The 25,140-nt window shown below is 64.6% G+C and carries 22 protein-coding genes, 1 other RNA gene and 1 pseudogene; 16 read left to right on the forward strand and 8 right to left on the reverse strand.

The genetic code is table 11. The features are described from left to right. Nucleotides 1–34 precede the first annotated feature (34 nt). Both ACPGXI_RS06745 and ACPGXI_RS06750 read left to right on the forward strand, forming a co-directional pair. Nucleotides 35–1,009 carry an alpha/beta hydrolase gene (locus ACPGXI_RS06745; RefSeq protein ID WP_526651107.1) on the forward strand — a complete coding sequence of 325 codons (975 nt, stop codon included), beginning with the start codon at nt 35–37 and terminating at the stop codon, nt 1,007–1,009. Nucleotides 1,010–1,080: 71 nt separating this feature from the next. Further along, complete coding sequence (locus ACPGXI_RS06750; RefSeq protein WP_526651109.1) at nt 1,081–2,079, forward strand: MDR family oxidoreductase; 999 nt, start codon at nt 1,081–1,083, stop codon at nt 2,077–2,079. A 169-nt stretch (nt 2,080–2,248) separates the two neighbouring features. Here the strand turns inward: ACPGXI_RS06750 and ACPGXI_RS06755 are convergent, their stop codons facing one another. Continuing rightward, a complete protein-coding gene (locus tag ACPGXI_RS06755; RefSeq protein ID WP_526651110.1) occupies nt 2,249–4,348 on the reverse strand; it encodes a hypothetical protein in 2,100 nt (699 codons plus the stop codon). A 1-nt stretch (nt 4,349) separates the two neighbouring features. Here ACPGXI_RS06755 and ACPGXI_RS06760 point away from each other — a divergent pair, with 1 nt between their 5' ends. Further along, on the forward strand, nt 4,350–4,562 hold the full coding sequence (locus ACPGXI_RS06760; protein WP_526651112.1) for a hypothetical protein: 213 nt from the start codon (nt 4,350–4,352) through the stop codon (nt 4,560–4,562). Nucleotides 4,563–4,841: 279 nt separating this feature from the next. Here the strand turns inward: ACPGXI_RS06760 and ACPGXI_RS06765 are convergent, their stop codons facing one another. From ACPGXI_RS06765 to ACPGXI_RS06775, 3 genes are all read right to left on the reverse strand, one after another. Beyond that, nucleotides 4,842–6,053 (reverse strand): acyl-CoA dehydrogenase family protein, encoded by a 1,212-nt coding sequence (locus tag ACPGXI_RS06765; RefSeq protein WP_526651114.1) that lies wholly within the window; start codon nt 6,051–6,053, stop codon nt 4,842–4,844. Between the two features lie 36 nt (nt 6,054–6,089). Beyond that, complete coding sequence (locus tag ACPGXI_RS06770; RefSeq protein WP_526651116.1) at nt 6,090–7,487, reverse strand: acyl-CoA dehydrogenase family protein; 1,398 nt, start codon at nt 7,485–7,487, stop codon at nt 6,090–6,092. A 107-nt stretch (nt 7,488–7,594) separates the two neighbouring features. Beyond that, nucleotides 7,595–8,374, reverse strand: coding sequence for an inositol monophosphatase family protein (locus tag ACPGXI_RS06775; protein WP_526651118.1), 780 nt, complete (start codon nt 8,372–8,374; stop codon nt 7,595–7,597). Nucleotides 8,375–8,397: 23 nt separating this feature from the next. Between ACPGXI_RS06775 and ACPGXI_RS06780 the strand changes: the two genes are divergently transcribed. Continuing rightward, nucleotides 8,398–8,739 (forward strand): hypothetical protein, encoded by a 342-nt coding sequence (locus ACPGXI_RS06780; protein ID WP_526651120.1) that lies wholly within the window; start codon nt 8,398–8,400, stop codon nt 8,737–8,739. A 62-nt stretch (nt 8,740–8,801) separates the two neighbouring features. On the opposite strand, the gene ACPGXI_RS06785 is transcribed toward ACPGXI_RS06780, so the two are convergent. Then, the gene (locus ACPGXI_RS06785) at nt 8,802–10,178 is read right to left on the reverse strand and encodes an FAD-dependent oxidoreductase (RefSeq protein ID WP_526651221.1); all 1,377 of its coding nucleotides are present in this window, start codon (nt 10,176–10,178) and stop codon (nt 8,802–8,804) included. A 203-nt stretch (nt 10,179–10,381) separates the two neighbouring features. On the opposite strand from ACPGXI_RS06785, the gene prfB reads away from it, so the two are divergent. From prfB to ACPGXI_RS06800, 3 genes and pseudogenes are all read left to right on the forward strand, one after another. After that, complete coding sequence (prfB, locus tag ACPGXI_RS06790) at nt 10,382–11,506, forward strand: peptide chain release factor 2 (RefSeq protein ID WP_526651122.1); 1,125 nt, start codon at nt 10,382–10,384, stop codon at nt 11,504–11,506. Next, complete coding sequence (locus tag ACPGXI_RS06795) at nt 11,496–12,476, forward strand: mechanosensitive ion channel family protein (RefSeq protein ID WP_526651124.1); 981 nt, start codon at nt 11,496–11,498, stop codon at nt 12,474–12,476. The genes prfB and ACPGXI_RS06795 overlap by 11 nt, the downstream gene beginning before the upstream one ends. Next, nucleotides 12,473–12,646: pseudogene (locus ACPGXI_RS06800) on the forward strand (Rv3103c transmembrane domain-containing protein); the annotation flags it as partial. The gene ACPGXI_RS06795 and the pseudogene ACPGXI_RS06800, both read left to right, overlap by 4 nt. Nucleotides 12,647–12,699: 53 nt before the next feature. On the opposite strand, the gene ACPGXI_RS06805 reads toward ACPGXI_RS06800, so the two are convergent. Next, nucleotides 12,700–12,882, reverse strand: a complete 183-nt coding sequence (locus tag ACPGXI_RS06805) for a hypothetical protein (RefSeq protein WP_526651233.1) — start codon at nt 12,880–12,882, stop codon at nt 12,700–12,702. A gap of 173 nt (nt 12,883–13,055) precedes the next feature. Here ACPGXI_RS06805 and ftsE point away from each other — a divergent pair, with 173 nt between their 5' ends. The 8 genes from ftsE to ACPGXI_RS06845 all read left to right on the forward strand — a co-directional run bounded on the left by ftsE (nt 13,056) and on the right by ACPGXI_RS06845 (nt 21,226). After that, nucleotides 13,056–13,745 (forward strand): cell division ATP-binding protein FtsE, encoded by a 690-nt coding sequence (gene ftsE / locus ACPGXI_RS06810; RefSeq protein WP_526651223.1) that lies wholly within the window; start codon nt 13,056–13,058, stop codon nt 13,743–13,745. After that, on the forward strand, nt 13,746–14,639 hold the full coding sequence (gene ftsX, locus ACPGXI_RS06815; protein ID WP_526651126.1) for a permease-like cell division protein FtsX: 894 nt from the start codon (nt 13,746–13,748) through the stop codon (nt 14,637–14,639). It abuts the gene before it with no gap. A 3-nt stretch (nt 14,640–14,642) separates the two neighbouring features. Further along, nucleotides 14,643–15,146: an SsrA-binding protein SmpB gene (gene smpB, locus ACPGXI_RS06820; protein ID WP_526651128.1), complete on the forward strand. Its 504-nt coding sequence runs from the start codon at nt 14,643–14,645 to the stop codon at nt 15,144–15,146. Next, nucleotides 15,143–15,988, forward strand: a complete 846-nt coding sequence (locus tag ACPGXI_RS06825) for an EamA family transporter (protein ID WP_526651225.1) — start codon at nt 15,143–15,145, stop codon at nt 15,986–15,988. The genes smpB and ACPGXI_RS06825 overlap by 4 nt, the downstream gene beginning before the upstream one ends. Before the next feature lie 195 nt (nt 15,989–16,183). Beyond that, nucleotides 16,184–18,334 (forward strand): putative bifunctional diguanylate cyclase/phosphodiesterase, encoded by a 2,151-nt coding sequence (locus ACPGXI_RS06830; protein WP_526651130.1) that lies wholly within the window; start codon nt 16,184–16,186, stop codon nt 18,332–18,334. A 58-nt stretch (nt 18,335–18,392) separates the two neighbouring features. After that, nucleotides 18,393–19,244 carry a maleylpyruvate isomerase family mycothiol-dependent enzyme gene (locus ACPGXI_RS06835; protein ID WP_526651132.1) on the forward strand — a complete coding sequence of 284 codons (852 nt, stop codon included), beginning with the start codon at nt 18,393–18,395 and terminating at the stop codon, nt 19,242–19,244. 94 nt (nt 19,245–19,338) lie between these two features. Then, nucleotides 19,339–19,707, forward strand: a transfer-messenger RNA (tmRNA) gene (gene ssrA / locus ACPGXI_RS06840). A gap of 1,054 nt (nt 19,708–20,761) precedes the next feature. Further along, complete coding sequence (locus tag ACPGXI_RS06845) at nt 20,762–21,226, forward strand: GatB/YqeY domain-containing protein (protein ID WP_526651134.1); 465 nt, start codon at nt 20,762–20,764, stop codon at nt 21,224–21,226. A gap of 22 nt (nt 21,227–21,248) precedes the next feature. On the opposite strand, the gene ACPGXI_RS06850 is transcribed toward ACPGXI_RS06845, so the two are convergent. Continuing rightward, on the reverse strand, nt 21,249–22,028 hold the full coding sequence (locus tag ACPGXI_RS06850; RefSeq protein WP_526651136.1) for an acyl-CoA thioesterase: 780 nt from the start codon (nt 22,026–22,028) through the stop codon (nt 21,249–21,251). Nucleotides 22,029–22,151: 123 nt separating this feature from the next. Here ACPGXI_RS06850 and ACPGXI_RS06855 point away from each other — a divergent pair, with 123 nt between their 5' ends. After that, nucleotides 22,152–23,015, forward strand: a complete 864-nt coding sequence (locus tag ACPGXI_RS06855) for a class II glutamine amidotransferase (protein ID WP_526651138.1) — start codon at nt 22,152–22,154, stop codon at nt 23,013–23,015. Nucleotides 23,016–23,101: 86 nt separating this feature from the next. Here ACPGXI_RS06855 and ACPGXI_RS06860 read toward each other — a convergent pair whose 3' ends face one another. Then, the gene (locus ACPGXI_RS06860; RefSeq protein ID WP_526651140.1) at nt 23,102–25,072 is read right to left on the reverse strand and encodes an EAL domain-containing protein; all 1,971 of its coding nucleotides are present in this window, start codon (nt 25,070–25,072) and stop codon (nt 23,102–23,104) included. Nucleotides 25,073–25,140: the final 68 nt, after the last annotated feature.

Here is a 25,140-nt window from a genome sequence, read left to right on the forward strand (position 1 = left end):
CAGGCGGTAACCGGAAGATGGATGGATTGACGGTATGAGACTTCTTAACAGGATTCGCGGGCAATGGGTGCGCCGGATCAGCGTCGCCACCATGGCGGCCGCACTACTGCCCGCGTTGGTCGGACTGACCGGAGGGTCGGCGACCGCCGGAGCGTTCTCCCGACCGGGACTGCCGGTCGAGTATTTGATGGTGCCTTCGCCCTCGATGGGACGCGACATCAAGATTCAGTTCCAGAGCGGTGGTGAGAACTCGCCCGCTGTCTACCTGCTCGACGGTCTGCGCGCGCAGGAAGACTTCAACGGCTGGGACATCAACACCCAGGCCTTCGAGTGGTACCTCGACTCGGGTCTGTCGATCGTGATGCCCGTCGGTGGCCAGTCCAGCTTCTACGCCGACTGGTACCAGCCGGCCCGCAACAGTGGGCCCACCGTTACCTACAAGTGGGAGACGTTCCTGACCTCGGAGCTGCCCAGCTATCTGGCTTCGGAGCGTTCGGTCAAGCCCACCGGCAGCGCCGCGATCGGTCTGTCGATGGCCGGCTCGGCTTCGCTGATCTTGTCGGTGTATCACCCCGAGCAGTTCGTCTACGCCGGCTCGATGTCGGGCTTCCTGAACCCCTCCGAGGGATGGTGGCCTTTCCTGATCGGCATATCGATGGGTGACGCCGGTGGCTTCAAGTCCGAGGACATGTGGGGCCCGTCGAGCGACCCGGCCTGGCAGCGCAACGACCCGATGGTGCAGATCCCGAAGATCGTGGCCAACGGAACCCGGATCTGGATCTACTGCGGCAACGGTCAACCCAACGAGCTCGGCGGCGGTGACCTGCCGGCGACGTTCCTGGAGGGTCTGACGATCAAGACCAACATCACCTTCCGTGACAACTACCTCGCTGCAGGCGGGGCCAACGGTGTGTTCAACTTCCCGGACAACGGCACGCACAACTGGGCGTACTGGGGTCGGGAACTGCAGGCCATGAAGCCTGACCTGCAGGCGAACCTCATCGGGTAAAGAATTGACGATAGAAGCCCCCGGCCGCTCGGCGGTCGGGGGCTTCGTCGTTGGCGGCTACTGTGACTGTCATGACGGCAATCAACGCGATGGTGGCTCACGAGGACGCCGAGGGCGGAATCGGACTGCGCCACGAGGTGGTCGACGAATCTTTTCTGCCCGAGGGCGACGTGGAGATTCGTGTCGAATATTCCAGTGTGAACTACAAGGACGCGTTGGCTGTCACCGCCAAAGGTGGAGTGGCTCGGTCCTATCCGTTGATTCCGGGGATCGACGTCTCGGGCACGGTCACCGCGAGTAGCTCCCCGGAGTTCGCGGTCGGCGATACCGTGATCGCGCACGGCCAAGACATCGGGACCGGCCGGCACGGTGGCTACGCGCAGGTGGCACGATATCCCGCCGAGTTCCTGGTCAGGCTGTCCACCCTGGGCGCAGCCGAGGCGGCGGCGATCGGAACCGCGGGCTTCACTGCGGCTATGAGCGTGAATGCACTGCGCGCGCACGGCGTCACCCCGTCCGACGGTCCGGTGTTGGTCACCGGTGCCACCGGCGGCGTGGGAAGCGTCAGCGTCGATCTGATGGCCGGACTGGGATACGAAGTAGTGGCATCGACCGGGAAGGCCGATGCGCACCAGTTGCTGCGCGACCTCGGGGCTGCCGAGGTCATCGGCCGGATCCCTGGCCCCGAGGACAAAGTGCGCCCGCTGGGCAAGGCGCAGTGGGCCGCCGTCATCGACTGCGTCGGCGGAAAGACTCTGGCCTACGCGCTGAGCACAATGAAATACGCTGGAGTGGCAGCCATTTCGGGACTTGCGGGTTCACCAGACCTGCCGGCCACCGTCTTGCCGTTCATTTTGCGCGGTGTGACACTTGTCGGCATCGACTCGGTGCTGTTGCCTGTCGGGAAGCGCCGTGAGCTGTGGGCGCAGATCGACTCGGGATGGCGGCCAAGCCATCTGGATCGGATCACCCAGGATGTGCCGGTGCGGGAAGTCGCCGGCGCACTAGGGAGCATCATCGGCGGCGGTATCACCGGGCGCACCCGCGTGATTGTGCAGGACGGGTTCTGATCCGAGTTTCGATCCGCCGTGGGTCGGCATCGGCGACCACGGTGACATCGGCCAAATTGTGAGCGCTTTTGCAAAGCGTTGGTTGCCGGCACCTTGGTCGAGGTCCAGGCCTTGTGGCTTCAAAGCCTGGGCCGCCAGAAACGTGGCCGGTGTGTACTGACCTGAGAGGTCAGGACGATGTCGGCAACGGAACAGGCGTCGGCTTCAGCTTCTGGTTGGTTGAGGCCGGCTGGCCCCACGTCGGATCGACGTCATACGGCCAGTAGACACCTGCATGAAAGGGGATATCGCCGAAGTAGGCCGAATTCCATGGGCCGCCGGTAGCTACTTGTGAAGGATCCGCATACGCAGACATCAAGGCGTAGGGCAGATCGGCTGAATAAAACGGCAACGTGTCCGGGGTCACTTCACCCGTGTAGTTCGAATTGTACTGCTGGCCGAAGAATCCATCGATCAGGTTATTGGCGTAGGCGAGCGACAGGAAGTTCCATTCGCCGTTGGAACCCGCAGCCGGATTCGGTGGAAGGGCTGTCAACCCCAGCGACGTCAGGTAGTGCGTCGTTCCGTCGCCGTTGATGATGTGACTGGAGTTGTACGCTCCGTCGGTAGGGCTGCCAAGGGTCTTGAAGATGCTGCTCGACGGTACCGGGTAAATCTTCACGGAGTCTTCGAGGATCTGCTTGCCCGCCCACATGACGGCCAACACACCTGCATAGGCCCCGTCGGTCGACGTTCTACCCGGGGCAAATTCGAAATCCTGTGTCCACATTACGTAACCGCCCTTGTCCGTCGGAGTGCCCTCCGCGGGGCTGGGGAATTCGTCCGTCGGGCCAAGCCCTGGGTAGACCTGCACTCGGGAAAGAATGTTTCGTGCCAGCTCCATCTTGTCGCCCGGGGCCACCGGTTCCGAGGATTTGAAGAGGTCCTCAATGAGCGGCCAGAGGCTGTAGCCGTCCTCATCGGGGCTGTTGTTCTTGAGCGCCACCGACTCGCCCACAATCCGGCCAGTTGCCGTGAGAGTGCCACGCTCGCTGGCGGTGTACTCACCGATTAGGCCGTAGCCCGCAGGCGTATTCGGTGTCTGACCGGTTTCGCCGAGGAAGTAAACCAGCAAGTTGTCCAGCACGGCGCCGTCGGCGCCGTTGTTGGGGAGCACGAACAGGACCCGAGCCTTGCCGGCCTCGCCCGCGACCCCGCCCGTTTCAGCGGCGCCGCCGTTACCGCCGGAGCCAAACACATAGCTGCCGTTACCGCCGGCCCCACCGTTTCCGCCGGCACCACCGCTACCACCGCCGTGGCCGCCCGCACCCAGCACCGAGAGCAAACCGGCGTGGCCGCCGGCCCCGCCGCTGCCGGCGCTGCCACCGGAGATGACCGCGGCTCCACCGACGCCACCATTGCCGCCGTTACCCATGAACAATCCGCCGCTGCCGCCGGCTCCACCATCCCCGCCGGGGATTCCGGCGCCGCCGCTGCCGCCGACGCCGAACCATCCAGCCGCCCCGCCGTTGCCGCCGTTGTAGCCACTGCCGCCATTACCCCACAGGCCGCCGTTACCGCCGGCGCAGGCGGCGATACCAGGGCAGGTCTCTGCGTCATAGCTGAAGCCGTCGCCTATCAGGATCCCGCCATGGGGATTCTCGGCGGTGCCGTTGCCGAAGAAGATCCGGAGAATCGAGCCTCCACCCAACGCCGAACCCGCTTCGGCCACGGCGGGATCGAGTGACGGGGCGCCAATGGCTTCGTCGGTTGCCAGGTCGGCCTCGCTGTCCGGGTCACCGCCGTCGCTGCGGGCAACCGCCGCTGACGTCCATGCCAGGAGCTCTGCCCCCGAAATATCCTCTCCACCAGAGGAACTCGCCGAGTCCTCTTCGGCATCTGAATCCGGAACGGTGCCCCCGCCGGGGTTCAAGCCCGGATCGGCAACCGAATCTTCTTCGGCAGCCGAGGCCCCGACGGCAGTCTCACCGTCGTGGGCGACCTCGCTTTGGTCCTCGCCAACGTCCTGGCTTTGATCCTGGCCAACGGCGGCATCGACGTCCTGGCCAACGGCTGCATCGACGTCGACATGGTCAACTGAGGCATCGAAGTCAGGTGCGAAGTCTTCGTCAGGGAGATCGTCGGCGTCGGCGTCAAGGGCCTCGTCGGCCTCGTCGGCCTCGACGTCCTCGTCAGCCTCGACGTTCTCGCCGACATTCGAAATCCCGGTACTTGCGCCTCCCGTCGAAGCTTCGTCATCGGAAGGCGCATTGCTACCGGAATCTGCCAACGTGGCGCTCGACTCTGGCGAAGAGCGGCCCGACTCTGAACCTGAATCCGCAGAATCCGAACCCGTCGCACTCGAACCCGTGGCACTCGAACCCGTCGCACTCGAACCCGTCGCACTCGAACCCGTGGAATCGGCAAACGCCACCGACGGCATCGACGCTATCGCCGCACCCACACCCAGGGCGACAGCCCACGCACCGACCCGACCCGCGTGACCCCAAACATGCGCCTTCGATAGCGCCCGAGCCTCCCTTGCGCCCCGACGATGCGGGCTCGGACCGGTGGGAGGCCCGGAGTTTTCCGCGGTCCGCGAAGCCGCAGTCCTGCCCATGTGGGGGTCTCCTCAGGAATATCGCAGTGGGTCTTCCAACCAGTATGGAGAAAGGCATCCAGATATGGCGCGCTTACGTCGCAAGTGCTGAAATCCATCAGTGCGGCTTGAGGGGACCGGTGGTCCCGGTCAGTGCGTACACGGCGCGTCGTCGGCGCCCTGGCTACTTCAGTTCGGCGGACGAGAGACCGAGTAGGCGGCGGGCCACCACCAGTTGTTGAATCTGTTGCGTGCCCTCGAAGATATCCAGGATCTTCGAGTCGCGTGCCCACTTCTCCAGCAGGAATTCCTCGGAATAGCCGGCTGTTCCGGCCATTTCGACGGTTTTCAGCGTGATGTCGCTCGCGACGCGCGCAGACTTGGCCTTACCCATCGATGCTTCTTTGGAGTTGGGGATCTTGTTGTCCGCCTGCCACGCCGACCGCAGCGTCAACAGGTAGCCGGACTCCCAGTCGGCCTCCATGCGCAGGAACTCGGCGGCGGCGGCGCTCTGGGCGTGCGCCGGCTTGTCGTAGGAGATCTCGATGCCCGCATCAGTCAGGATCTTGCGAAGCTCTTCGAGAGCAGCGCGCGCGATACCGACGGCCATAGCCGCGACGATCGGACGGGTGTTGTCGAAGGTCTCCATGACTCCGGCAAAACCCTTTTCGGTGTTGATATCCGGACTGCCCAGCAGGTTTCCCTTCGGGATGCGGGCGTTGTCGAACCGGATCACGGCGGTGTCTGAGGCCTTGATGCCGAGCTTGTGCTCAAGGCGCTCCACCGTGACGCCCGGGTGGTCCCGAGGCACGATGAACGACTTGATCGCCGCTCGCCCTTTCGACTTGTCCAGGGTTGCCCAGACCACGATGTGGCTCGCACGGGACCCGGCGGTGACGAAGATCTTCTCGCCGTCGATCACGTACTCGTCGCCGTCGAGCTTCGCGGTGGTCGACACCGCGGCAGAGTCTGAGCCGAATCCCGGCTCGGTGATGGCCATCGCGGCCCACACCTTGCCGAGCTGCTCGAGTTGTTCGTCTGTTGCGACCCCGGAGATCGCCGCGTTGCCCAAACCCTGGAAGGGGATCGACAGCACGAGCGCTACGTCGCCCCAGCTGACCTCCATGATGTTGAGCACGGCGGACATGTTGCCCCCGTTGATGTTTCCTTTCGGACCGTCTTCCCCGTCCCGGAATGCCTCAGCGCCGGCGAAGGAGATGGTCTTGGCCTCGGAGATGCCCTCGAACAGGGTGGCCACGGTGTCCAACTCGACGGGGTAGGCGTGTTCCCTGAGGTCGTACTTGCGAGAAATCGGGCGGAGGATCTCGGCCGCGCCCTGGTGCCCCTTCGTGATGACCGCCTGCAGTTTCTTCGGCATTTCCAGATTGATCGCCATGTCAGTTTTCTCCGTCTCTTGGACAGCGGGTGAGAGTTACAGGACCACAACACCTTCGGCGACGCCGATGGCCCGCAGGTCGCGGTACCAGCGCTCAACCGGGTGCTCCTTGGTGAAGCCGTGGCCGCCGAGCAGTTGGACACCGTCGAGGCCGATCTGCATGCCCTTGTCGGTACCGAGTTTCTTGGCCAGTGCCGCTTCGCGGGCGAATGACAGCCCCTGCTCGGCTCGCGCCGCTCCGCGCCAGGTGATCAGACGCAGCCCGTCCAGCTCTATCGCGATGTTGGCGCACATGAAGGCCACCGATTGTCTGCGGGCGACCGGTTCGCCGAAGGCTTCGCGTTCCTTGACGTAGGGGATGACGTAGTCCAGTACCGCGTGCGAGGTACCGACGGCCAGCGCCGTCCAGCCGAGCCGAGACAGCGCGATCGCCTGAGAGTAGATCCGCGCGGTATCGGCCGCTGCGCCATCTTCCTCGCCCAGGCGTGCGGTGAGCGGCACGCTGACCTTGTCGAGCTCGACCCGGCCCAGTGCTGCGGCGCGGATGCCCATGCTCGGATCGGCTTTGACGGTCAATCCCTTGGCGGAGCCCTCGACGATGAACAGCGCCGGCTTGCCGTTGAGCTGGGCCGCGACGATGAACAGCTCGGCCGCGGCGGCGGCTGGGACCAGCGACTTGACCCCGTCGAGTCGGTAGCCGCTGGGAGTACGGACCGCGGTGGTCTTCAGTGCGGTCGGATCGAACAGCGGCTGGGGCTCGGAGATCGCCACGCACGCCTGCGGGATGTTCTCGCCGGCGAACTCCTTGAGGTAGGTGGCCTGCTGATCGGCGCTGCCCCAATGGGTGAGCGCAGACGCGACGCCGCCGGGTGCCAGGATCGGTAGGGCCAGCCCCATGTCCCCGTATGCCAGCGCCTCGGCGACGAGCGCATTGGTCACCGTGCTGTGGTGCTCGGCGATGCCGTCGAAGTCCTCGGGAATGCTGATCGCAGTGATGCCGAGCTCGGCAGCCTTGGCGATCAGGCTAGGCGGGTAGTTGGCGGTGTCGTCGGCGTCGCGCGCTGCCGGCCGCAGGATTTCCTCGGCGAACTCCTTGACCGTCTCGACGATCATTCTCTGATCGTCGTCCGGAGTCAGGTCGAAGTAGTCAGAACCCTTCGCCGAGTCGATGGCCTTGAGTCGGGTCGCCGGCTTGCCGAGGCCCTTGATGCGCTTGAACTGCCGCGTGGAGGCGCCTGCAGCGGAGAAACCGTGCTTCACGCCGTACTTGATGCCACGGTTGAGCGGGTCACGCAGGTGGTATTTGTCCAGGAACTCTTGGCCCATGATCGGGGTGAGCAGCGCCATCCCGATATCGATCGCCGAGCGCTTGTGTTTCTGTTGCCCAACGGCGCTCTCGTGCTCGCTCCGCTGGGACGGCAGAGTGTTCGTCATGGCAGCTGCCCTCGTCTGGTGGTTCGGGAAGCGCGATTGCGCAACTGACTCCAGAGTAAGGTACGGGAACTGACTTCTGAGTAAGGTCTATGGATCTGTAATGCACCTCACACGGTGAGTCGGGCCAGAACCGCGTTGTGCAGCAACCCGTTGGTCGCCAGCGCGCTGCCGCCGTGCGGCCCGGGCTCAGCCGCCAGATTCGTGAACCGGCCGCCGGCCTCCCGCACCAGGACGTCCAGCGGCGCCAGATCCCACAGTTTGGCCTCGGGCTCCACGGCGATGTCGACCGCACCCTCGGCGACCAGGCAGTACGACCAGAAATCTCCGTAGCCACGCATCCGCCAGACGGCGTCGGCGAGCTCGACGAACCGGGACCGGCCCGCTTCCCAACCGGTTTGCAGGTCTGAAAACGACAGGCTCGCCGAGCCCAGATCGTCGACACCGGACACTGAGATCCGCCGCGTCGCGCCGCCAAACGAGCTGAACGCGCCCTCACCTTGGCCGGCCCACCACCGACGGCCCAGCGCGGGTGCACTCACCACGCCAACGACGGGCACACCATCGATCAACAATGCGATGAGCGTCGCCCACACCGGCACCCCGCGGACGAAGTTCTTGGTGCCGTCGATCGGGTCGATCACCCATTGTCGGCCGCTCAGTTCTCGAGTGCCGCCGAACTCCTCGCCAAACACCGAATCCTGAGGCCGCTGCTCGGCGAGCCTGCCACGCAGCATCGTCTCGGTGTCGAGGTCGGCGTCAGTCGCCGGCGTCATGTCGGGCTTGGTTTGCACACGCAGGTCGACCGCACCGAAACGCCTCATCGTCAGCGAGTCCGTCGCGTCGGCTAGCTCACGCGCCAGGATTAGGTCATTTGCCAGGGTGCTCATAGGTGTGGTCCTACCATGTTGGGGTGGCCGAATTCGCGATCATTCTTCTGCTCGTTGGTGCGCTGGTGCTTCTTGCGGGGCCGTGGATCATGCGAAGGCGGGGCGCGGGCAAAGACTGGGTGCCCGGCACCATGCTCGTCACCGGGGTGAGCCCGCGACCTGACGCGGACGGCGAACAGTTCGTCACGATCACCGGAGTGATCAACGGTCCCAACGTCAACGAGTACACGGTGTACACGCGGATGGCCGTCGACGCGAACGCTTGGCCGACGATGGGCCAGCTGTTGCCGGTCGTGTACTCGCCGGGCAATCCCGAGAAATGGGCGTTCGCGCCCGAGGCGCCGCCGCCGGTGCAGGCCCCCTGAAACCACCGCTTCGTCGTCAGCGGTGTCTGATGGGTTGAGTCAGGCGTGTCCGATGGGCTGACTCAGGCGTGTCCGATCCGCAGTAGTTCGGCAACCGTGATCAGCTTCACCCGCGGCCGCCCGGTTCCCTCGCCGCGTGCGCGTTCGTGTTCGTCGATCAGTTTCCAATGGTCGTCGGTCACCACCTTCGGCTGTCGCTCCACCAGCCATCCCGCCAGTTGATCGGCGTGGTCGGCGGCCAACTCGGCCAACTCGGCGGCGCTCAAGTCCGCCAGCAGCGTATTGACGGTGTCCTGGGAGTCGCTCTTGTTGCTGCCGATAACCCCGGTGGGACCCCGCTTGATCCAGCCGACCACGTACTCGTTGTGGCTACCGGCCACCCGGCCCTCGACATGGGGAATGGTGGCGGCACGCTCGTCGAACGGCAGCCCCGGCGTCGGCAAGCCGCGGTAACCGACCGCCCGAACCACCAGTTGGGCCGGTATCTCTTCGCGTTCGCCGGTGTCCTTCGCGGCGACCCGCCCGTCGGCGCCGCGAATCAGTTCGTTGCGGCCCAACACGATCGAGCCCACCCTTCCGTCCTCTCCGTCCGCCGCCTTGATCTCGACTGGTGATGTGCAGAAGCGGAACACAATGCGACGTTGGGCGCCGGTCGGCGTGCGCTCGGCGTACCCGCGCAGCACTTTGATGTTGTTGCGCACAGTCTTGCCGCCGGCCTCGAGATCCTCTTCGGTGATGTCCTCGAGGTCGGCGGGGTCGACGATGATATCGACGTCTTTGAGACTCTCCAGCACGCCGAGCTCACGCAGTTCCAGCGTCGTGAACGGAGCCTGCAGGGGGCCCCGCCTGCCGATGACCAATACTTCCTCCACGCCGCGGGCCCGCAGCGAGTCCAGCGCGTGGTCGGCGATATCTGTGGCCGCCAGCTCGTCGGGGTCGCTGACGAGCATCCGCGCGACGTCCAGTGCAACGTTGCCATTGCCGATGACGACAGCGCGCCGGCCCGACAGGTCGGGCATCAACTCCCCGAAGTTGGGGTGTGCGTTGTACCAGCCGACGAAGTCGACTGCGGGCACGCTGCCCGCGAGATCCTCGCCCGGGATGCCCAATGACCGATCGGACTGGGCACCGATGGCGTAGACGACGGCGTCGTAGCGCTCGGCGAGCTCGGCGGGTTGTACGTGTTCACCGACAACGATGTTGCCGAAGAACCGGAACCGCGGATCCATCGCCGTCTTTTCGAACTGGGCGCTGATCGACTTGATCTTCGGATGGTCGGGAGCGACCCCGGAACGAACCAGGCCCCACGGAGTCGGGAGCATCTCGAGCATGTCGACACGCACGTCGCCGTCACCGGAGGCGGCGAATTTCAGCAGGGACGAGGCGGCAAAGTAACCCGAAGGTCCTGAGCCGACGATGGCCACGTAGTAGGGCCGCATAGGGGGCATTTAGCGCTGCCTTCTGTTGCTGCCCGGCCGCGTGCGAGGACTCTCGCGACGTGGCCGGACGGGGTGTGCAACCGATGCTAGATCGCGGCGATCGCAATTGACGACGGTCACGGAGAAATCCGGTGCGTGTTTCGCGGGCGGCATCGAGGCTGCGACGGCCGTGACCGTGTGCGAGGTGAGTACCCTGAACTCCCGTGGATGCTGACCGTCAAGCCGATATCGCAGCCCTTGACTCCACGCTCACCACTGTGGAGCGTGTGCTCGATGTCGAGGCCCTACGCGATCGCATCGACAAGCTCGAGCAGGAGGCCTCCGACCCGAACCTGTGGGACGACCAGTCGCGCGCCCAGAAAGTCACCAGTGAGTTGTCTCACAGCCAGAGCGAGCTACGGCGTGTCGAGGAGCTGCGTGGGCGACTCGAGGATCTGCCGGTGCTGTACGAACTCGCCGCCGAAGAAGGCGAAGCCGACGGTGCAGAAGCTTCGTCAGCGTTCGCCGAGGCCGACGCCGAGCTCAAGAAACTCCGCGAGGACATCCAGGCGATGGAGGTCCGCACCCTGCTCTCGGGTGAATACGACGAGCGAGAGGCGCTGGTCAACATCCGTTCCGGGGCTGGCGGAGTAGACGCCGCCGACTGGGCCGAGATGCTGCTGCGGATGTACATCCGCTGGGCTGAACAGCACAAATACCGTGTCGAGGTGTTCGACACGTCCTACGCGGAGGAAGCCGGTATCAAGAGCGCGACTTTCGCGGTGTATGCCCCCTTCGCCTATGGCACCCTCTCTGTCGAGCAGGGCACCCACCGACTTGTGCGGATCAGCCCGTTCGACAATCAGGGTCGGCGTCAGACGTCGTTCGCCGAAGTCGAGGTGCTCCCCGTCACCGAGACCACCGACCATATCGATATCCCGGACGGCGACGTCCGGGTCGACGTCTACCGGTCCAGCGGCCCGGGTGGCCAATCGGTGAACACCACAGACTCGGCGGTTCGACTCACCCACATTCCGACCGGTATCGTTGTGACTTGCCAGAACGAGAAGTCGCAGTTGCAGAACAAGATATCGGCAATGCGCGTGCTTCAGGCAAAACTACTGGAACGCAAGCGCTTAGAAGAGCGCGCCGAGATGGACGCCCTCAAGGGCGACGGCGGCAGCTCCTGGGGCAACCAGATGCGTTCCTACGTGTTGCACCCCTACCAGATGGTGAAGGATCTGCGCACCGAGTACGAGGTCGGCAACCCAGCAACGGTGCTGGATGGTGACATCGACGGCTTCCTGGAAGCCGGCATCCGGTGGCGCAACAGAAAAGATGACGACTAACACTTACCTTGCGTTCGACGCGGCCGTCCGCTGGCACGATTTCTGGCAGGGCGAGATCGGTCTATGGCTTCGCTCCAGCGGGCTGCAGATCGCGATGCTGCTGCTCTTCGGCGCCTTGGGGGCAAGGTTCATCGGCTGGAGCGCGCGCAAGGTCACCCGCCGCATCGACGCCGAATACCAGGAGAGCGATCAGCTCGTCCGCACCGAGAGCGCCAAGTACCGCCAGGCCGTCGCCTCGGTCATCTCGTGGGTGGCGATCGCGATGCTCTTGGTCCTGGTCGCCGTTCAGATCACCGACGTGCTCGCTATTCCGATCGGCTCGCTGGTGGCGCCCGCCGCGGTGTTGGGCGCCGCACTGGGCTTCGGCGCCCAGAAACTGGTCCAGGATCTGTTGTCCGGATTCTTCATCATCACCGAGCGGCAGTACGGCTTCGGCGATCTGGTGCAGTTGAACATGCTCGGTGCCCCGGAGGCATCCGAGGGCACCGTCGAGGAGGTGACACTGCGAGTGACCAAGCTGCGCACCGCCGAGGGTGAGGTCTTCACGGTCCCCAACGGCAACATCGTCCGTTCGTTGAACATGTCCAAGGACTGGGCGCGCGCGGTCATCGACATCCCGGTGTCGGTGAACGCCGACCTCAACCGCGTCAACGATCTTCTGCACGAGGTGTGCCGCCAGGCTTGGCAGGACACGAGCCTGCAGAAGTTGCTGCTCGACGAGCCCGCCCTGATGGGCGTGGAGAGTATCGAGGTCGACAAGGTCAACGTGCGGATCGTGGCGCGAACGCTGCCCGGTAAACAGTTCGACGTGGGTCGCCGGCTACGGATCAGGATCATCGCCGCGTTGGCATCCTCGGGAATCGAGACCATGACCGGAAACGGCCCCGCCGTCGCGGCCGTCCTGCCTACTACAAGCGGGCCCGACGGCAGTGTGAAGGCCGCGCCCGGCGGGGACGAGCCAGAACTGTGAACTGGCTCAGAAAACTGAGACGACCGGAACACCGCTGGCCGAAGTACCTGCCGGGCGGACACCTCCGCACGACGACCGTGGTCATGGTGATCCTGTTCGGCGCGGCGTCGTGGTTGCACCAGGCCTACCAACCACCGGCCCCGGCTCCCACCCCCGAGACGGCGATTGTTCCCCCCGGCTTCGTTCCCGACCCGCAGTACACGTGGGTACCGCGGACCAACGTTCAGACCGGGGAATCCGAGAGCACCACCACCAGCAGCACCACGACGAGTCCGACGGAATCAACCTCGCCGAGTGCGGAGACGACCCCGACCAGCACCTCCGGGCCCAGCCCGATCACGACCGTGCTCGACCCCGGCGGGTCGGGACCGCAGACCTTCACCCAGGTACCTCCGGTGACGTCCACACCCGCCACCAAGCCAGCGGGGCCGACGACGCCGACGACGGTGCCCCCGCGGTAACCGGACGGTGGCGACGACCAAGACGACGACCAAGACGACGACCAAGGTGACCACGCAGGCGACTACGAAGGTAATGCCGAGGTAATTCTGTGTCCTGCCGCTACACTGGCGTGCCGTGATGATCACTCTCGACCGCGTGTCAAAGCAGTACAAGTCCTCGGCACGTCCAGCGCTTGACAACGTCTCGGTCAAGATCGACAAGGGGGAGTTCGTCTTCCTGATCGGGCCGTCGGGTTCGGGCAAGTCCACGTTCATGCGACTACTACTGGCCGAGGACAAGCCGTCCTCGGGCGACATACGAGTGTCGAAGTTTCACGTGAACAAGCTGTCCGGTCGCCACGTCCCCGGCCTGCGTCAGGTGTTGGGTTGCGTGTTCCAGGACTTTCGCCTGTTGCAGCAGAAAACGGTGTTCGAGAACGTGGCCTTCGCGCTCGAGGTGATCGGCAAACGCGGCGACGTGATCAACCGGGTAGTGCCCGACGTGCTGGAGATGGTCGGCTTGTCCGGCAAGGCGAACCGCCTGCCCGACGAACTGTCCGGCGGCGAGCAGCAGCGCGTCGCCATCGCCCGCGCGTTCGTGAACCGGCCGCTGGTGCTGCTGGCCGACGAGCCGACGGGCAACCTTGACCCCGATACCAGTAAAGACATCATGGACCTGCTTGAGCGGATCAACCGCACGGGCACAACGGTGCTGATGGCCACCCACGACCATCACATCGTCGACTCGATGCGCCAACGTGTCGTCGAACTCGAACTCGGCCGCCTGGTTCGCGACGAACAGCGCGGCGTCTACGGAATGGATCGCTAAGTGCGCTTCGGATTTCTCGTCAACGAAGTTCTGACCGGGCTTCGCCGCAACGTGACCATGACGGTCGCGATGATCCTCACCACCGCGATCTCCATCGGCCTGTTCGGGGGCGGGATGCTGGTCGTGCGTCTGGCCGACCAGTCCCGCGCCATCTACCTCGACAGGGTGGAGAGCCAGGTCTTCCTGACCGACGACGTGTCGGCCAGCGACCCGACGTGCGATGCCGACCCGTGTATGGCGCTGCGCTCGCAGATCGAGGGGCGCGATGATGTCCGGTCGGTTCGCTTCCTGAACCGCGACGACGCCTATGACGACGCCATCGAGAAGTTTCCGCAGTACGAGGATGTGGCGGGCCGCGACGCGTTCCCGGCGTCGTTCGTCGTCAAACTCATCAATCCCGAGCAGCACCAGGAATTCGACGACGCCATGGTCGGGCAGCCCGGTGTGCTCAACGTCCTGAACCAGAAGGATCTGATCGACCGGCTCTTCGCGGTGCTCGACGGGTTGTCGAACGCGGCCTTCGCCGTGGCATTGGTGCAGGCGATAGGTGCGGTGCTGTTGATAGCCAACATGGTCCAAGTCGCGGCTTACACCAGACGGACCGAGATAGGAATCATGAGACTCGTGGGCGCGAGCCGCTGGTATACCCAGTTGCCGTTCCTGGTCGAGTCGATGCTTGCGGCCTTCGTCGGCGTTCTGATTGCCATCGGCGGACTGATCGCGGTGCGCGCGCTGTTCCTGGAGAACGCCCTCGACCAGTTCTACCAAGCCAATCTGATTGCGCGCATCGACTACGCCGACATCCTCTACATCGCACCGATCCTGTTTTTCCTGGGTATGGCGATGGCTGGTGTCACTTCATACATCACGCTGCGGTTGTACGTGCGAAGGTAGCTGATGGCCAAAGCCACTGGAAAAAAGGGCACCAAGGACAGCAATAACCAGATTGTGGCGACCAATCGCAAAGCGCGGCATAACTATTCAATTCTCGAGACCTACGAGGCCGGGGTCGCGCTGATGGGTACCGAGGTCAAGAGTCTGCGCGAGGGCCAGGCGTCGCTGGCCGACGCATTCGCCACCATCGACGACGGCGAGATCTGGCTGCGCAACCTGCACATCCCCGAATATCACCACGGCAGCTGGACCAACCACACGCCCCGGCGCAATCGCAAGCTGCTGCTGCACCGGCGCGAGATCGACGCCCTGGTCGGCAAGATCCGTGACGGCAACCTGACGCTGGTGCCGCTGTCGCTGTACCTCACCGGAGGCCGGGTCAAGGTGGAGTTGGCGCTGGCCCGCGGTAAGCAGGCACACGACAAACGCCAGGACATCGCGCGCCGCGATGCACAGCGCGAGGTCACCCGCGAGATGGGCCGGCGCGTCAAAGGCATGCCCTCCTGACGGGTGTCCTCAGCGCGTTGATCGCGGCGCTGGGATACGGCGTCAGCGACTTCGTCGGCGGCCTTGCGTCGCGTCGGGTCGCCGCCTTGCGAGTGGTCCTGGTCTCCTACCCGGTGGCGCTGCTGCTGCTGATCGTCGTCGCGGCGCCGTTCGGCGGCCAGGTCGGCAGCCTCGCGGTGGGCTGGGGCCTGCTGTCCGGCGTGGCCCAGGCATTCGGCGTGTGGTGGTTCTATGCGGCACTGGGGTCCGGACCGATTTCGGTGGTCTCGCCGTTGACGGCGATCCTGGTTGCCGGAATCCCGGTCGGCGTCGGGTTGTCTCTGGGCGAACGGCCCGGCAAGGTTGCCCTCCTCGGAGTGCTGTTGGCACTCGCTGCCGTGGTGCTGGTGAGCCGCGAGGCCACCGACGAGGACGTCACTCCGCACAAGTTCACGCCGAAGGTGGCCTGGCTGACTCTCGGTTCTGGTGTGGCCTTCGGGATGAATTTCGTGATCCTGGACCAGGTGCCGGTCGAGGCTGAGCTGTGGCCGCTGGTCTTCGGGCGGCTTGCGGCAACGGCGATTGTGCTGCTGGCGGCGGCGGTCACGGCCAATCTGGTGCTCGAACGGGGTGTGCCGTTGCGGCTTGCCTTGTTCGCGGGGGTGCTCGACACCATTGCCAACGTTGCGACGTTGCTGGCGTTGCAATCGTCGATGTTGTCGCTGGCAGGCGTGCTGATCGCGCTCTACCCAGCGGCGACAGTCCTGTTGGCGATCGTGGCACTTCGCGAACGGGTAACCCGCTGGCAGGCAACTGGCATGGTGCTGGCGCTGGCGGCTGTTGGAATGATCGCCGCCGGATAGCTACGGTCAACATCGCGCCCGCGCCGTTGCGGCGCGCCAGGCGGGAGGAGGTGGCAGATCAAGGCATTTCGACTACGCAACTGGCTATTCGCCGTTGTCGCGCTGGTCGCCTGGGTCAACGCGCTGGCACTGTGGGGGGACGAAGCCGCTCGTCGCGCCGAGACGGTACTCCAGTTCGGTGCAGGACTGGGGGCGGTGGTGTGCGGCGTCGTCGTCGCGCTGCGGGTCAGCGGACCGGCGCGTTGGTGGCGATTGCTTCTCGTGGTGGCGTTGGCGACTTTCCTGGTCGGCCATCTTCTCTGGTGGTCCAGCGGCGATGAGGCGGATGGCGGCTTGGTGGCGCCGGCAGTGCTGGTCGCGTATCTGGCATGCCAGGTGTTCATTCTCGCGTCGATGTATTTCCTGGTGCGGTCCACCGGGGGAGCGCGCAGACAGCGCGATACCGCGACGCAGAATTCCGCAGCCACGACGTTTCTTGACGGGGTGTTGGCGGCTGCGTCGTTCGTGGTCTTCATTTCATTGGGTGACTTCAGCGCCCGATCGACGGTCGCACTGCCCCGCTCGGGAAGCTCGACGGTGGAGCTTGTTTACGCACTGGTGGAGCTGACCGCTGTGGTTGTGGCGGTGGTCATCACGATGAACTACCGCACAGACCGCCCGGGCCGGGGGAACGTGCTTCTGTTGGCCGCCGGCATCGTGACCTTGGCCTCGGCAGATCGGCTCGTGGCCTACTTCGAATTCATCGGTTCCGAGGGCGGTCAGCGGTGGGCTGCCATCGGTTTCGTTCTGGGCCCCCTGATGTTCGCCTATGCGATGCTCGACCCGCCGGCCGCACGGCCGGCCGAGGCGCCGGATCGCCCCCGCCCCGGGGTGGACTGGGCGCAGCTCGCCCTGCCCTACATCGGCTTGCTGGGGATCGCACTGCTCTTGGCGTTCCACCTGTTCATGGGTCGGCCGATCACTGGTTTCGTGATCTACATGGCGGTGGTGATGGCGCTGTTGGTCGCCGTCCGCCAGGTGGTGGCGATGCGTTCCCACCAGCTGTTGACTCAACGGCTCTACGCCGCCCAGCGCGCCCTGGAGCATCAGTTGCACACTGACGCGCTGACCGGGCTACCCAATCGCCTGGCGTTCAGCCAACGGCTCGATGAAGCCCTGCGCGACGGCCGCTTCGTGTTGATCTTTGTCGATCTCGATGACTTCAAGGATGTGAACAGCCGGTTCGGGCATGCCGCCGGTGACGATCTGCTGCGTGCGGTGGGACAGCGCCTTGCGCGGTGCGTGAAAGACGCCGACACGGTGGCACGCGTCGGCGGTGACGAGTTCGCGATCCTCATCGACGGCAGCAAGGAGGAACCCGATGTCGTTGCCGACCGGCTGCGGGTGGCGCTTCGGGTTCCTTTCCCCGTCCAGGGCTCCTCGGTGCGGGTGCGGGCCAGCATGGGCCTGGTCCGTCCAGGGGCGGACGGGCTGTCCCAGACATCCGACGACCTGTTGCGGCAGGCCGACATCTCGATGTACGCGGGTAAACGCATCGGCAAGGACGCCGCGGTGATCTATCAACCAACCTCGGATGTCCGGGGGGATTTCCCGAATGCGCTGCGTGCGGCCGGCGACGGCATCCCTGCCGGGTTCAGCCTGGTCTACCAGCCGATCGTGCGACTTCCCGACGGCGCACCGATGGCGGTCGAGGTGTTGGCGCGATGGACGGCGCCCAACGGAATCGACATCTCACCTGAGACCTTCGTGGCCGCTGCCGAAGCGGCTGGGCTCGGGGCCGATCTCGATGCGCTGGTGCTCGATCTGGCGTGCAGTGAGATCCAAGCGGCCGGTATGAACATCGACTTCCACGTGAACATCGGCGCGGCGCGGCTGGGCAACCCCTACGTCGAGGAGTTCGTCCGCCAAACCCTGGCCCGGCATCGAGTCGAGCCGAGCCGGCTTGTCGTGGAGATCACCGAGACGGTGCCGATCGTCGACCTTGCCGCTGCTGCCGACCAGATCACCAGGCTGAATGCCTTTGGCGTACAGGTGGCATTGGATGACTTCGGTGCGGGGTGCAACTCGTTGATGTATCTTCATTCGCTGCCGGTGCAGGTCGTCAAGCTCGACCGCCGATTCGCCGCTGGGGTGGACCCCGAACAGGATCTCGCGCTGTATCGATCGATCATCCGACTGTGCGACGAGTTGGGAAAGGCCGTGGTCGTCGAGGGCGTCGAGTACGCGCCCCAGGCAGAGGCGCTCTTCAGCGCTGGATGCCGACTGGCGCAGGGGCACCTCTTCGGGAGCGCTGTACCCATCTCGGAACTGACTCTTGACCCAAAGACGCAGGGCGCGCTGATCTGAGGGCGCCGCTGCGCCCGTTCGGGCACGCGCGAGCCGGAAACGCACTACGTTCTGCCGAGTGAACAGCTCCTCCCGTCCGGTCACCCACCTTGAGAAGTCCGACGTGCTCGACGCTCTCTTCGCGTCTTGGCGCGACATCGGCGCGATACTGCAGACCTTGGACTCCGCAGACTGGGCCGCCGAAACGTCGCTGCCCGGATGGACGGTGCACGACGTCGTCGCACACATGGTCGGAACCGAGTCGATGCTGGCGGGCGTTGCGACGCCCGAGGCGGACGTCGACGTCTCGGCCCTCGAGCATGTGCGCAATGACATCGGGGTGATGAACGAGCATTGGGTCCGCAAGCTGCGCGGACTCAGCCCCTCGGAGCTCCGGCAAATGTTCCACGCGGTGACCGGGCAGCGCCGAGACGAGCTGTCCGAACTGACTGCCGAGCAGTGGAGCGATATCACCGCGACGCCGGCGGGTCCGGACAGCTACGGGCGGTTCATGCGGGTGCGGGTATTCGACTGTTGGATGCACGAACTCGACATCCGCGATGCTGTCGCGCGGCCTCCCGACGCCGAGGACTTGATGGGCCCGGACTCGGCGCAGGCGCTTGATGAGATGGCGGCCAGCATGGGTTTCGTGGTCGGCAAGCTCGGCGGCGCACCCGACGGTGCCCGGGTCAGGATCGAGTTGACGGGCCCGCTTCGCCGGGACATCAACGTCGCGATTCACGGCCGAGGCCGGGTCGTGCCGGACTTCGGTGCCGAGGGGCCGACGTCGACGATCACCATGGACGGTGTGTTGTTCAGCCGCATTGCGGGCGGGCGCACGACGCCGAGCGCCCACGAAACCGCGATCACCTACGGTGGCGACGAGGCCGTGGGCCGCCGGGTCGTCGAGCACCTGAAGTACGTGATCTGACCTGTTCGGAGGCACCCGGGACTATTAATTCGTTGGGCGGTGTCGGAACGCCCGGTAGTATGGGGTTTCCTGCCGAAGTTCGGCGGGGGTGCGAGGGGCTGAACGGTTTCGACTTCGCGCATCGAATCAAGGGAAGCGTGCCGGTGCAGGCAACTGACCACCGTAAGCGTCGTTGCAACCAATTAAGCGCCGATTCCAATCAGCGCGACTTCGCTCTCGCTGCCTAAGCGACGGTGAGTCTGTCAGACCGGGAGTGCCCTCGGCCCGGACCCTGGCATCAGCTAGAGGGACAAACCGATACGTCCGGTCGCGGGATGTATCGGGACATCAAACAGCGACTGGGATCGTCATCCTGACTTGTTCGCGTGAGCAGGAGATCCGAGTAGAGACCTAGCGGACTGCGCACGGAGAAGCCTCGAGGGAATGCCGTAGGACCCGGGTTCAATTCCCGGCAGCTCCACAACAGAATATGCAAGGAAACAGCAGGTCAGGGCGAATTTTCACCCTGGCCTGTTTCCTTTGTGGGCACATTTTGTCCGCGATCCGAGGCAGGAATGGTCGCTCAGGATGCCCGGCGGAGGAACACCGTCAGGAGGAACACCGTCAGCGGAGCGTTCGATGTCGGTTACCAGTGCGGGGGTACGCAAAACCCCGGTTTCGAGAGGTCGTGCTGCGCGCGCGGTGTGCAGGTGCGACGGACACCCCTTGATCGGTAGGTGCGGGCCCATCTGGTGTACTGGTTCGGTTGAGGGGGTTCCTGAACGGAGATTTCGGTTTCGCTGAAGCCGAAGGCAATTTGTCGAAGAATCCATTCTGAGTTAAAGGAAGGTTCTGCTAGTGGTGACCAAAAAGCGGGCGGCATCAATTGTCTTATTGTCGATGACGGCTGTTTTTCCCGCAGTAACACTGTCGGCGCCAACCGCTGAAGCCGAATATTGCGAGTATCCCGCTGTCGGCATTGCCGCGAACGTGATTGCCGGGAGGGGTTCCTTCTGCAATTTTCCCACCGAGATCAATGGCAGCCACTTGCACTGTGAGTTCGGCAGTTTCGGTTTCGGCGGTGGGGACTCAGGTAGCTTGGACATGAGTGGCGTCGGCGTTGGCGGAGCGAGTTGTTCCTGGAGATGCCCTGATAACACGCCCGCACCGGCACCGAATCCTCCCGGCGCGTGGAAGGACTACATGGTCCCTCAGCCGAATGCCTGTGCAGACCATATGGAACCGGCTGGGCCTTTTTCTGAGCCGGTGCGTCTCGACGAAGGGGTTCCGCCCGAGGGCGGTAACCCCGCTCTCCCTGGACCGGCTGAATTGCCGGAAACGCCAGAAATAGCACCGGGCGAACCCGATTCATTAGCACCGGAATCCCCTAATCCATAAAGCTCGTACTAATAGTTGAACGTCTTAATGGTTGAACACGGTGCTCTGGTGGCGAGTGTCGGTTGTTTTGTTGACGTGGCTTCGAAAGGAACAGCGTGCGGATACTAGTGGCGCCCTTACGCCCAGGTAACGTTTGCGCCATGTCGGAACTCAAAGCACGGCTACGTGCAGATCTCACCGCGGCGATGAAATCGCAGGACAAGTTGCGAACTGCGACGCTGCGGATGTTGTTGTCGGCGATCCAGACCGAAGAGGTGTCGGGCAAGTCCGCGCGTGACCTTTCCGACAACGAAGTTGTCAAAGTGCTCGCTCGCGAATCGAAGAAGCGCGTCGAGTCGGCCGAGATCTACACCCAGAACGGCCGCGGCGAACTGGCCGCCACCGAACACGCCGAGTTGCGGGTCATCGACGAGTACCTGCCGACACCGCTCACCGACGCCGAAGTGGCAGATGTGGCCGACACCGCGATCGCTCAGGTCGCCGAGGACATCGGGGAACGGCCGGGCATGCGACAGATGGGGCAGGTGATGAAGGCGGCCACCGCGATCGCGGCCGGCAAGGCTGACGGCGCCCGCCTGTCCGCGGCGGTCAAGGAGAGGCTTTAGCCGGGATCGGTCCGTCACCCAGCTATAACCGCCAGAGGGCTTCCTGGGTGGTGCTGGCGATCAGCGAACCTGACGAGGCGTAGATTGCGCCGGCGACCAGGCCGCGGGAGTCGCTGGAGTTGAGTTGGTGCACCTCGTAGCGGTGCCAGTCGTGCGGAATGAACGGCCGGTGGAACCACACGGAGTGATCCAGGCTGGCGGCGAAACCGAGGTGGGGCCGAATCGGTGTGCCCGGCGGCCGTGCGACGGGCACCGGACCGAAGTCGGACATGAACGTCAGCGTGCAGGCCCGGATCAGGGCGTCGTCCTCGATATGTTCGCGGGTCCTGATCCAGAACGGCGGTACTGCGAAGGCCGACGTGTCGGCGGGTCCGGTGCGGACTTCGAACAGCGCGGCGAAATCGGTGGCCGGGGGCTTTGGCTTCGCGTCGTCGAACGGCACGCTCGGTGCCACGTCGGGATGCTGGTCGGCACCTGGCTCAGGTCGGTGAAAGGACGCGATCATTTCGAGGATTACGGCGCCGTGCTGGGTAGCGGTCACCCGCCGGGTGTCGAACGATCGGCCGTCGCGGGTGCGTTCCACCTTCAGTTCCACGTCGGCGCCGTACTTCCCGCCGCGAACGAAATAGAGGTGCAGCGACTGCGGCAGCTTGTCGGAGTCGACCGTTGCTCCCGCGGTCGCAAGTGCCTGTGCGGCGATCAGACCCCCGAACAATCGATCGCCGGGACCGCCGGTGGGTTGGGGCACCACGAACGCATCGCCGTCGCGCCGGAAGTGCAACAGCTCCGCTATCCAGGACATCGGTCGAGATCCTATCGATCGAGGGGACGGTTCCGGCGCCTCGAGACATCGAGAAGCCCAACAACGCCGCAGCTCCGCCAAGAACGCCGCGGCTCCGCCGGGAACGCCGTAGCGTCGTCACGCATGTGCCGCCTATTTGGCCTACACGCGGGTCGCAATGTGGTGACGGCGAGCTTCTGGCTGCTGGATGCCGCCGATAGTCTCGCCGCTCAGAGCAAGCGCAACCCGGACGGCGCCGGGATTGGGGTTTTCGGCGCCACCGGTGAGCCGGTGCTGGACAAGCAACCGATCGCGGCCTGGAAGGACGCCCAGTTCGCGGCCGAGGCGAAGAGCTTGAGCGGTACGACTTTCCTGGCTCATGTGCGGTATGCGACGACCGGCAATCTCGACGTACGCAATACCCACCCTTTCCTGCAGGATGGCCGGCTATTCGCGCACAACGGGGTGGTGGAGGGGATAGACACGCTCGATGCGCGGCTTGCCCAGCAGGGCGTGGCAGGTCTGGTGGCCGGCCAGACCGACAGCGAACGGGTGTTCGCGCTGGTCACCTCGGCAGTCAGGGCGCGTGGGGGCGACGTGGGGGCGGGGCTTACCGACGCCGTGAAGTGGTTGGCCGCCAATGTTCCCATCTTCGCCCTGAACGTGCTGCTCGCCGATGCCACCGATATGTGGGCCCTGCGTTACCCGGATACCCATGAGCTCTATATCTTGAATCGGCACCGCGGCCTGACCGAATTCGAGATGCAGACCCCGCGGATCCACGCCAGCTCCGGGCAACTGAACACGCGGCCGTCGGTGGTGTTCGCCAGTGAGCCCATGGATGACGACCCCGGCTGGCAGCTCCTGGACCCCGGGGTGCTTGTGCACGTGGATGCGTCGCTGGCGGTGACGACATCGATGATCTTGCCGGATCCGCCCGCGCATCAGCTGACTTTGGCGGACCTCTCGGGGCGGGCGGCCGCGGCGCAGGGCGCCGAAGCTGGATGACCTCCTCCCGGGGCACGCACCCGGCTCCTGGAACACGGCGCAGTTCGGGCGTACCGCACAGCACCGGACAGGCGGGGGTCTCCCAATCAGGCCGCGGCCGGTGCTGGCACCCCGATCAGATATCCCTGCACCTGATCGACCCCCAGTTCGATGAGCCGAGTTAAAGTCTCGGCATTCTCGACGCCCTCGGCCGTGGTGACCAGCCCGAATTCCTTGGCGATGCGGACGATGATCTTCACCACCGATTCGTCTCGCTCGTTCGTCAGGAGGCCGCGAACGAAACTGATGTCAATCTTCAGACTGTGCAGAGCAATCCTGCGCAGCTCGGTGAATGTGCCAAACCCAGTGCCGAAGTCGTCAAGGGCCACTTGGCATCCCAACAATTTCATCTCGTCTGAGAAGCGTTCGGCGATGTCCAGCGATGCCAGCGCGGCATGCTCGGTGATCTCGAAGGAAACCCGCCCGGTGAGATCACCCGCCCGCCGGAGTTCGCGGGTGATCGCGTCCATTGTCGACCGATCGCCGATGGAGTTGGCCGAAAGATTGACTGCGACATGACGGCCGGCCTGTGCCAACTCGATGCCCCGAGCCACCATGAACTTGTCGATGAGTGGCATCATGCCGAACAGCTGTGCTTGCGGCAGGAAGCTGTCGGGAGCCATCACTTCGCCGTCGGACCCGACTAACCGGACGAGCAGTTCTTCTTCGATCAACATTGCCGTGCGCGCATCGACGATCGGCTGAGCGTATGCGACAAGGCGTCCATCGCTCATCGCCCGTGAAAGGAAATCTTCGAACTCAAGTTGTTCACGCAAGCGGTTTTCCAGGCGCTTACGCTCAGTGATGTCGGTGCTGATCATGCCGATCCCGGTGATCTGGCCCTGCCCGCTGTCGACCGGGAACACCTGGGCATCGACGGTCAACCGCTTACCGTCCATAGTCGCTTCGTGCTCGAACCTCGTGCTCTGACCGCCCAACGCACGCTCGTCGGCGTCCCCCAACTCCGCCAGCACATCCGACGGAAGCAACGCGTCTGCGGTTCGGCCCAAGACCTCGCCCGGATCATTGACGTCGACGAGGTCACAAAACGCTTGGTTGACGAGTTCGTAATGATGTTCACAGTCTCGTATCGAGATAGCACTGGGAACATTTGCCACTATCAATCGGATTCGCTCTTGGGCTTCCAATAGACGTTTCTGCTCCTGCTGGATCAGGTAGAAGGTGCCCACGCCGACGAGGATGGTGCTTACCGCTATCGCCAGGGCCCACGCCACATCGTCGCTCAGGCCGAGGTTCAGGAATGCCGCTCGTGACAACCCGATGAGGGTGGGAGGCCCGGCGAGGATGCCGACCATCTGAACCAGTGTCTTCCGATCGGGTCGGGCCAGCAGCCAGGCGAGCGGATTGCGGTCTGCGCGAGTCGCGAATGCAGCAGTTACCAGCAGCATCATGGCGGTAGCCGTCGAGATTCCCATGCCGGCTGATCGCGTGGCACTGACGAGCGACAGAGATTCAAATATGTAGCTCGCGACGATGAAGTCCGGCAGGGCCGTCGCGGCCAGAAGGCTGAGCGTCCATGCCGCCGGGGCCCACCGACGATCCAGACGGGTAAGCCCAACTGCCAGTGACAGCAGCAGCACCGAGGATGCCGTCTGGGGGCTGGGACGGCCAAGCAGGTACGGTTGCGCCGCTCGCACCGTTTCGGAGAACCACAGCTGATCCAGGCCGAACGAACTACCGGTCGCGTGCTCTGCGAGAAACACCAAGGCCAAGGCGCCGGCCGCTGCGGCCAAACCGCACCCGACACCCACCCGGGCGCGTGACGGGCGCCCTGACTGCGCCAGGATCGCGATCCCCAACACCGCCACGAGCACGGCAGACCACGGCGCCATCGGTGGCCAGGACGAAAAGAACCGTGTCAACCGGTCGATGCCGGTCGCCCAGCCCAGCCAATTCGCCACTGCGATGACGAGCACCACACCGACGGCGGCGCGCGGCCACCACGCCAGCACCGCTTCCAATCGCCCAGGAGGGTGATTGGCGAAAGCCTCGGGCACGTCATCGCCTCCCCGGTGTCAGGCCGAAAGTATCGGGATTCCGCCAACCAGGTTGTTCTTGTCCAATC

The sequence above is a fragment of the Mycobacterium sp. genome, from assembly GCF_049608025.1.
In the GTDB taxonomy this organism is placed as follows: Bacteria; Actinomycetota; Actinomycetes; order Mycobacteriales; family Mycobacteriaceae; genus Mycobacterium.

Bases quoted from the DNA above. Each gene is read 5' to 3' on its own strand.
- ACPGXI_RS06745 (WP_526651107.1), top strand. From the start codon at position 35: ATGAGACTTCTTAACAGGATTCGCGGGCAATGGGTGCGCCGGATCAGC.
- ACPGXI_RS06750 (WP_526651109.1), top strand. From the start codon at position 1,081: ATGACGGCAATCAACGCGATGGTGGCTCACGAGGACGCCGAGGGCGGA.
- ACPGXI_RS06765 (WP_526651114.1), bottom strand. From the start codon at position 6,053: ATGGCGATCAATCTGGAAATGCCGAAGAAACTGCAGGCGGTCATCACG.
- ACPGXI_RS06770 (WP_526651116.1), bottom strand. From the start codon at position 7,487: ATGACGAACACTCTGCCGTCCCAGCGGAGCGAGCACGAGAGCGCCGTT.
- ACPGXI_RS06775 (WP_526651118.1), bottom strand. From the start codon at position 8,374: ATGAGCACCCTGGCAAATGACCTAATCCTGGCGCGTGAGCTAGCCGAC.
- ACPGXI_RS06785 (WP_526651221.1), bottom strand. From the start codon at position 10,178: ATGCGGCCCTACTACGTGGCCATCGTCGGCTCAGGACCTTCGGGTTAC.
- ACPGXI_RS06795 (WP_526651124.1), top strand. From the start codon at position 11,496: ATGACGACTAACACTTACCTTGCGTTCGACGCGGCCGTCCGCTGGCAC.
- ftsE (WP_526651223.1), top strand. From the start codon at position 13,056: ATGATCACTCTCGACCGCGTGTCAAAGCAGTACAAGTCCTCGGCACGT.
- smpB (WP_526651128.1), top strand. From the start codon at position 14,643: ATGGCCAAAGCCACTGGAAAAAAGGGCACCAAGGACAGCAATAACCAG.
- ACPGXI_RS06845 (WP_526651134.1), top strand. From the start codon at position 20,762: ATGTCGGAACTCAAAGCACGGCTACGTGCAGATCTCACCGCGGCGATG.
- ACPGXI_RS06850 (WP_526651136.1), bottom strand. From the start codon at position 22,028: ATGTCCTGGATAGCGGAGCTGTTGCACTTCCGGCGCGACGGCGATGCG.
- ACPGXI_RS06855 (WP_526651138.1), top strand. From the start codon at position 22,152: ATGTGCCGCCTATTTGGCCTACACGCGGGTCGCAATGTGGTGACGGCG.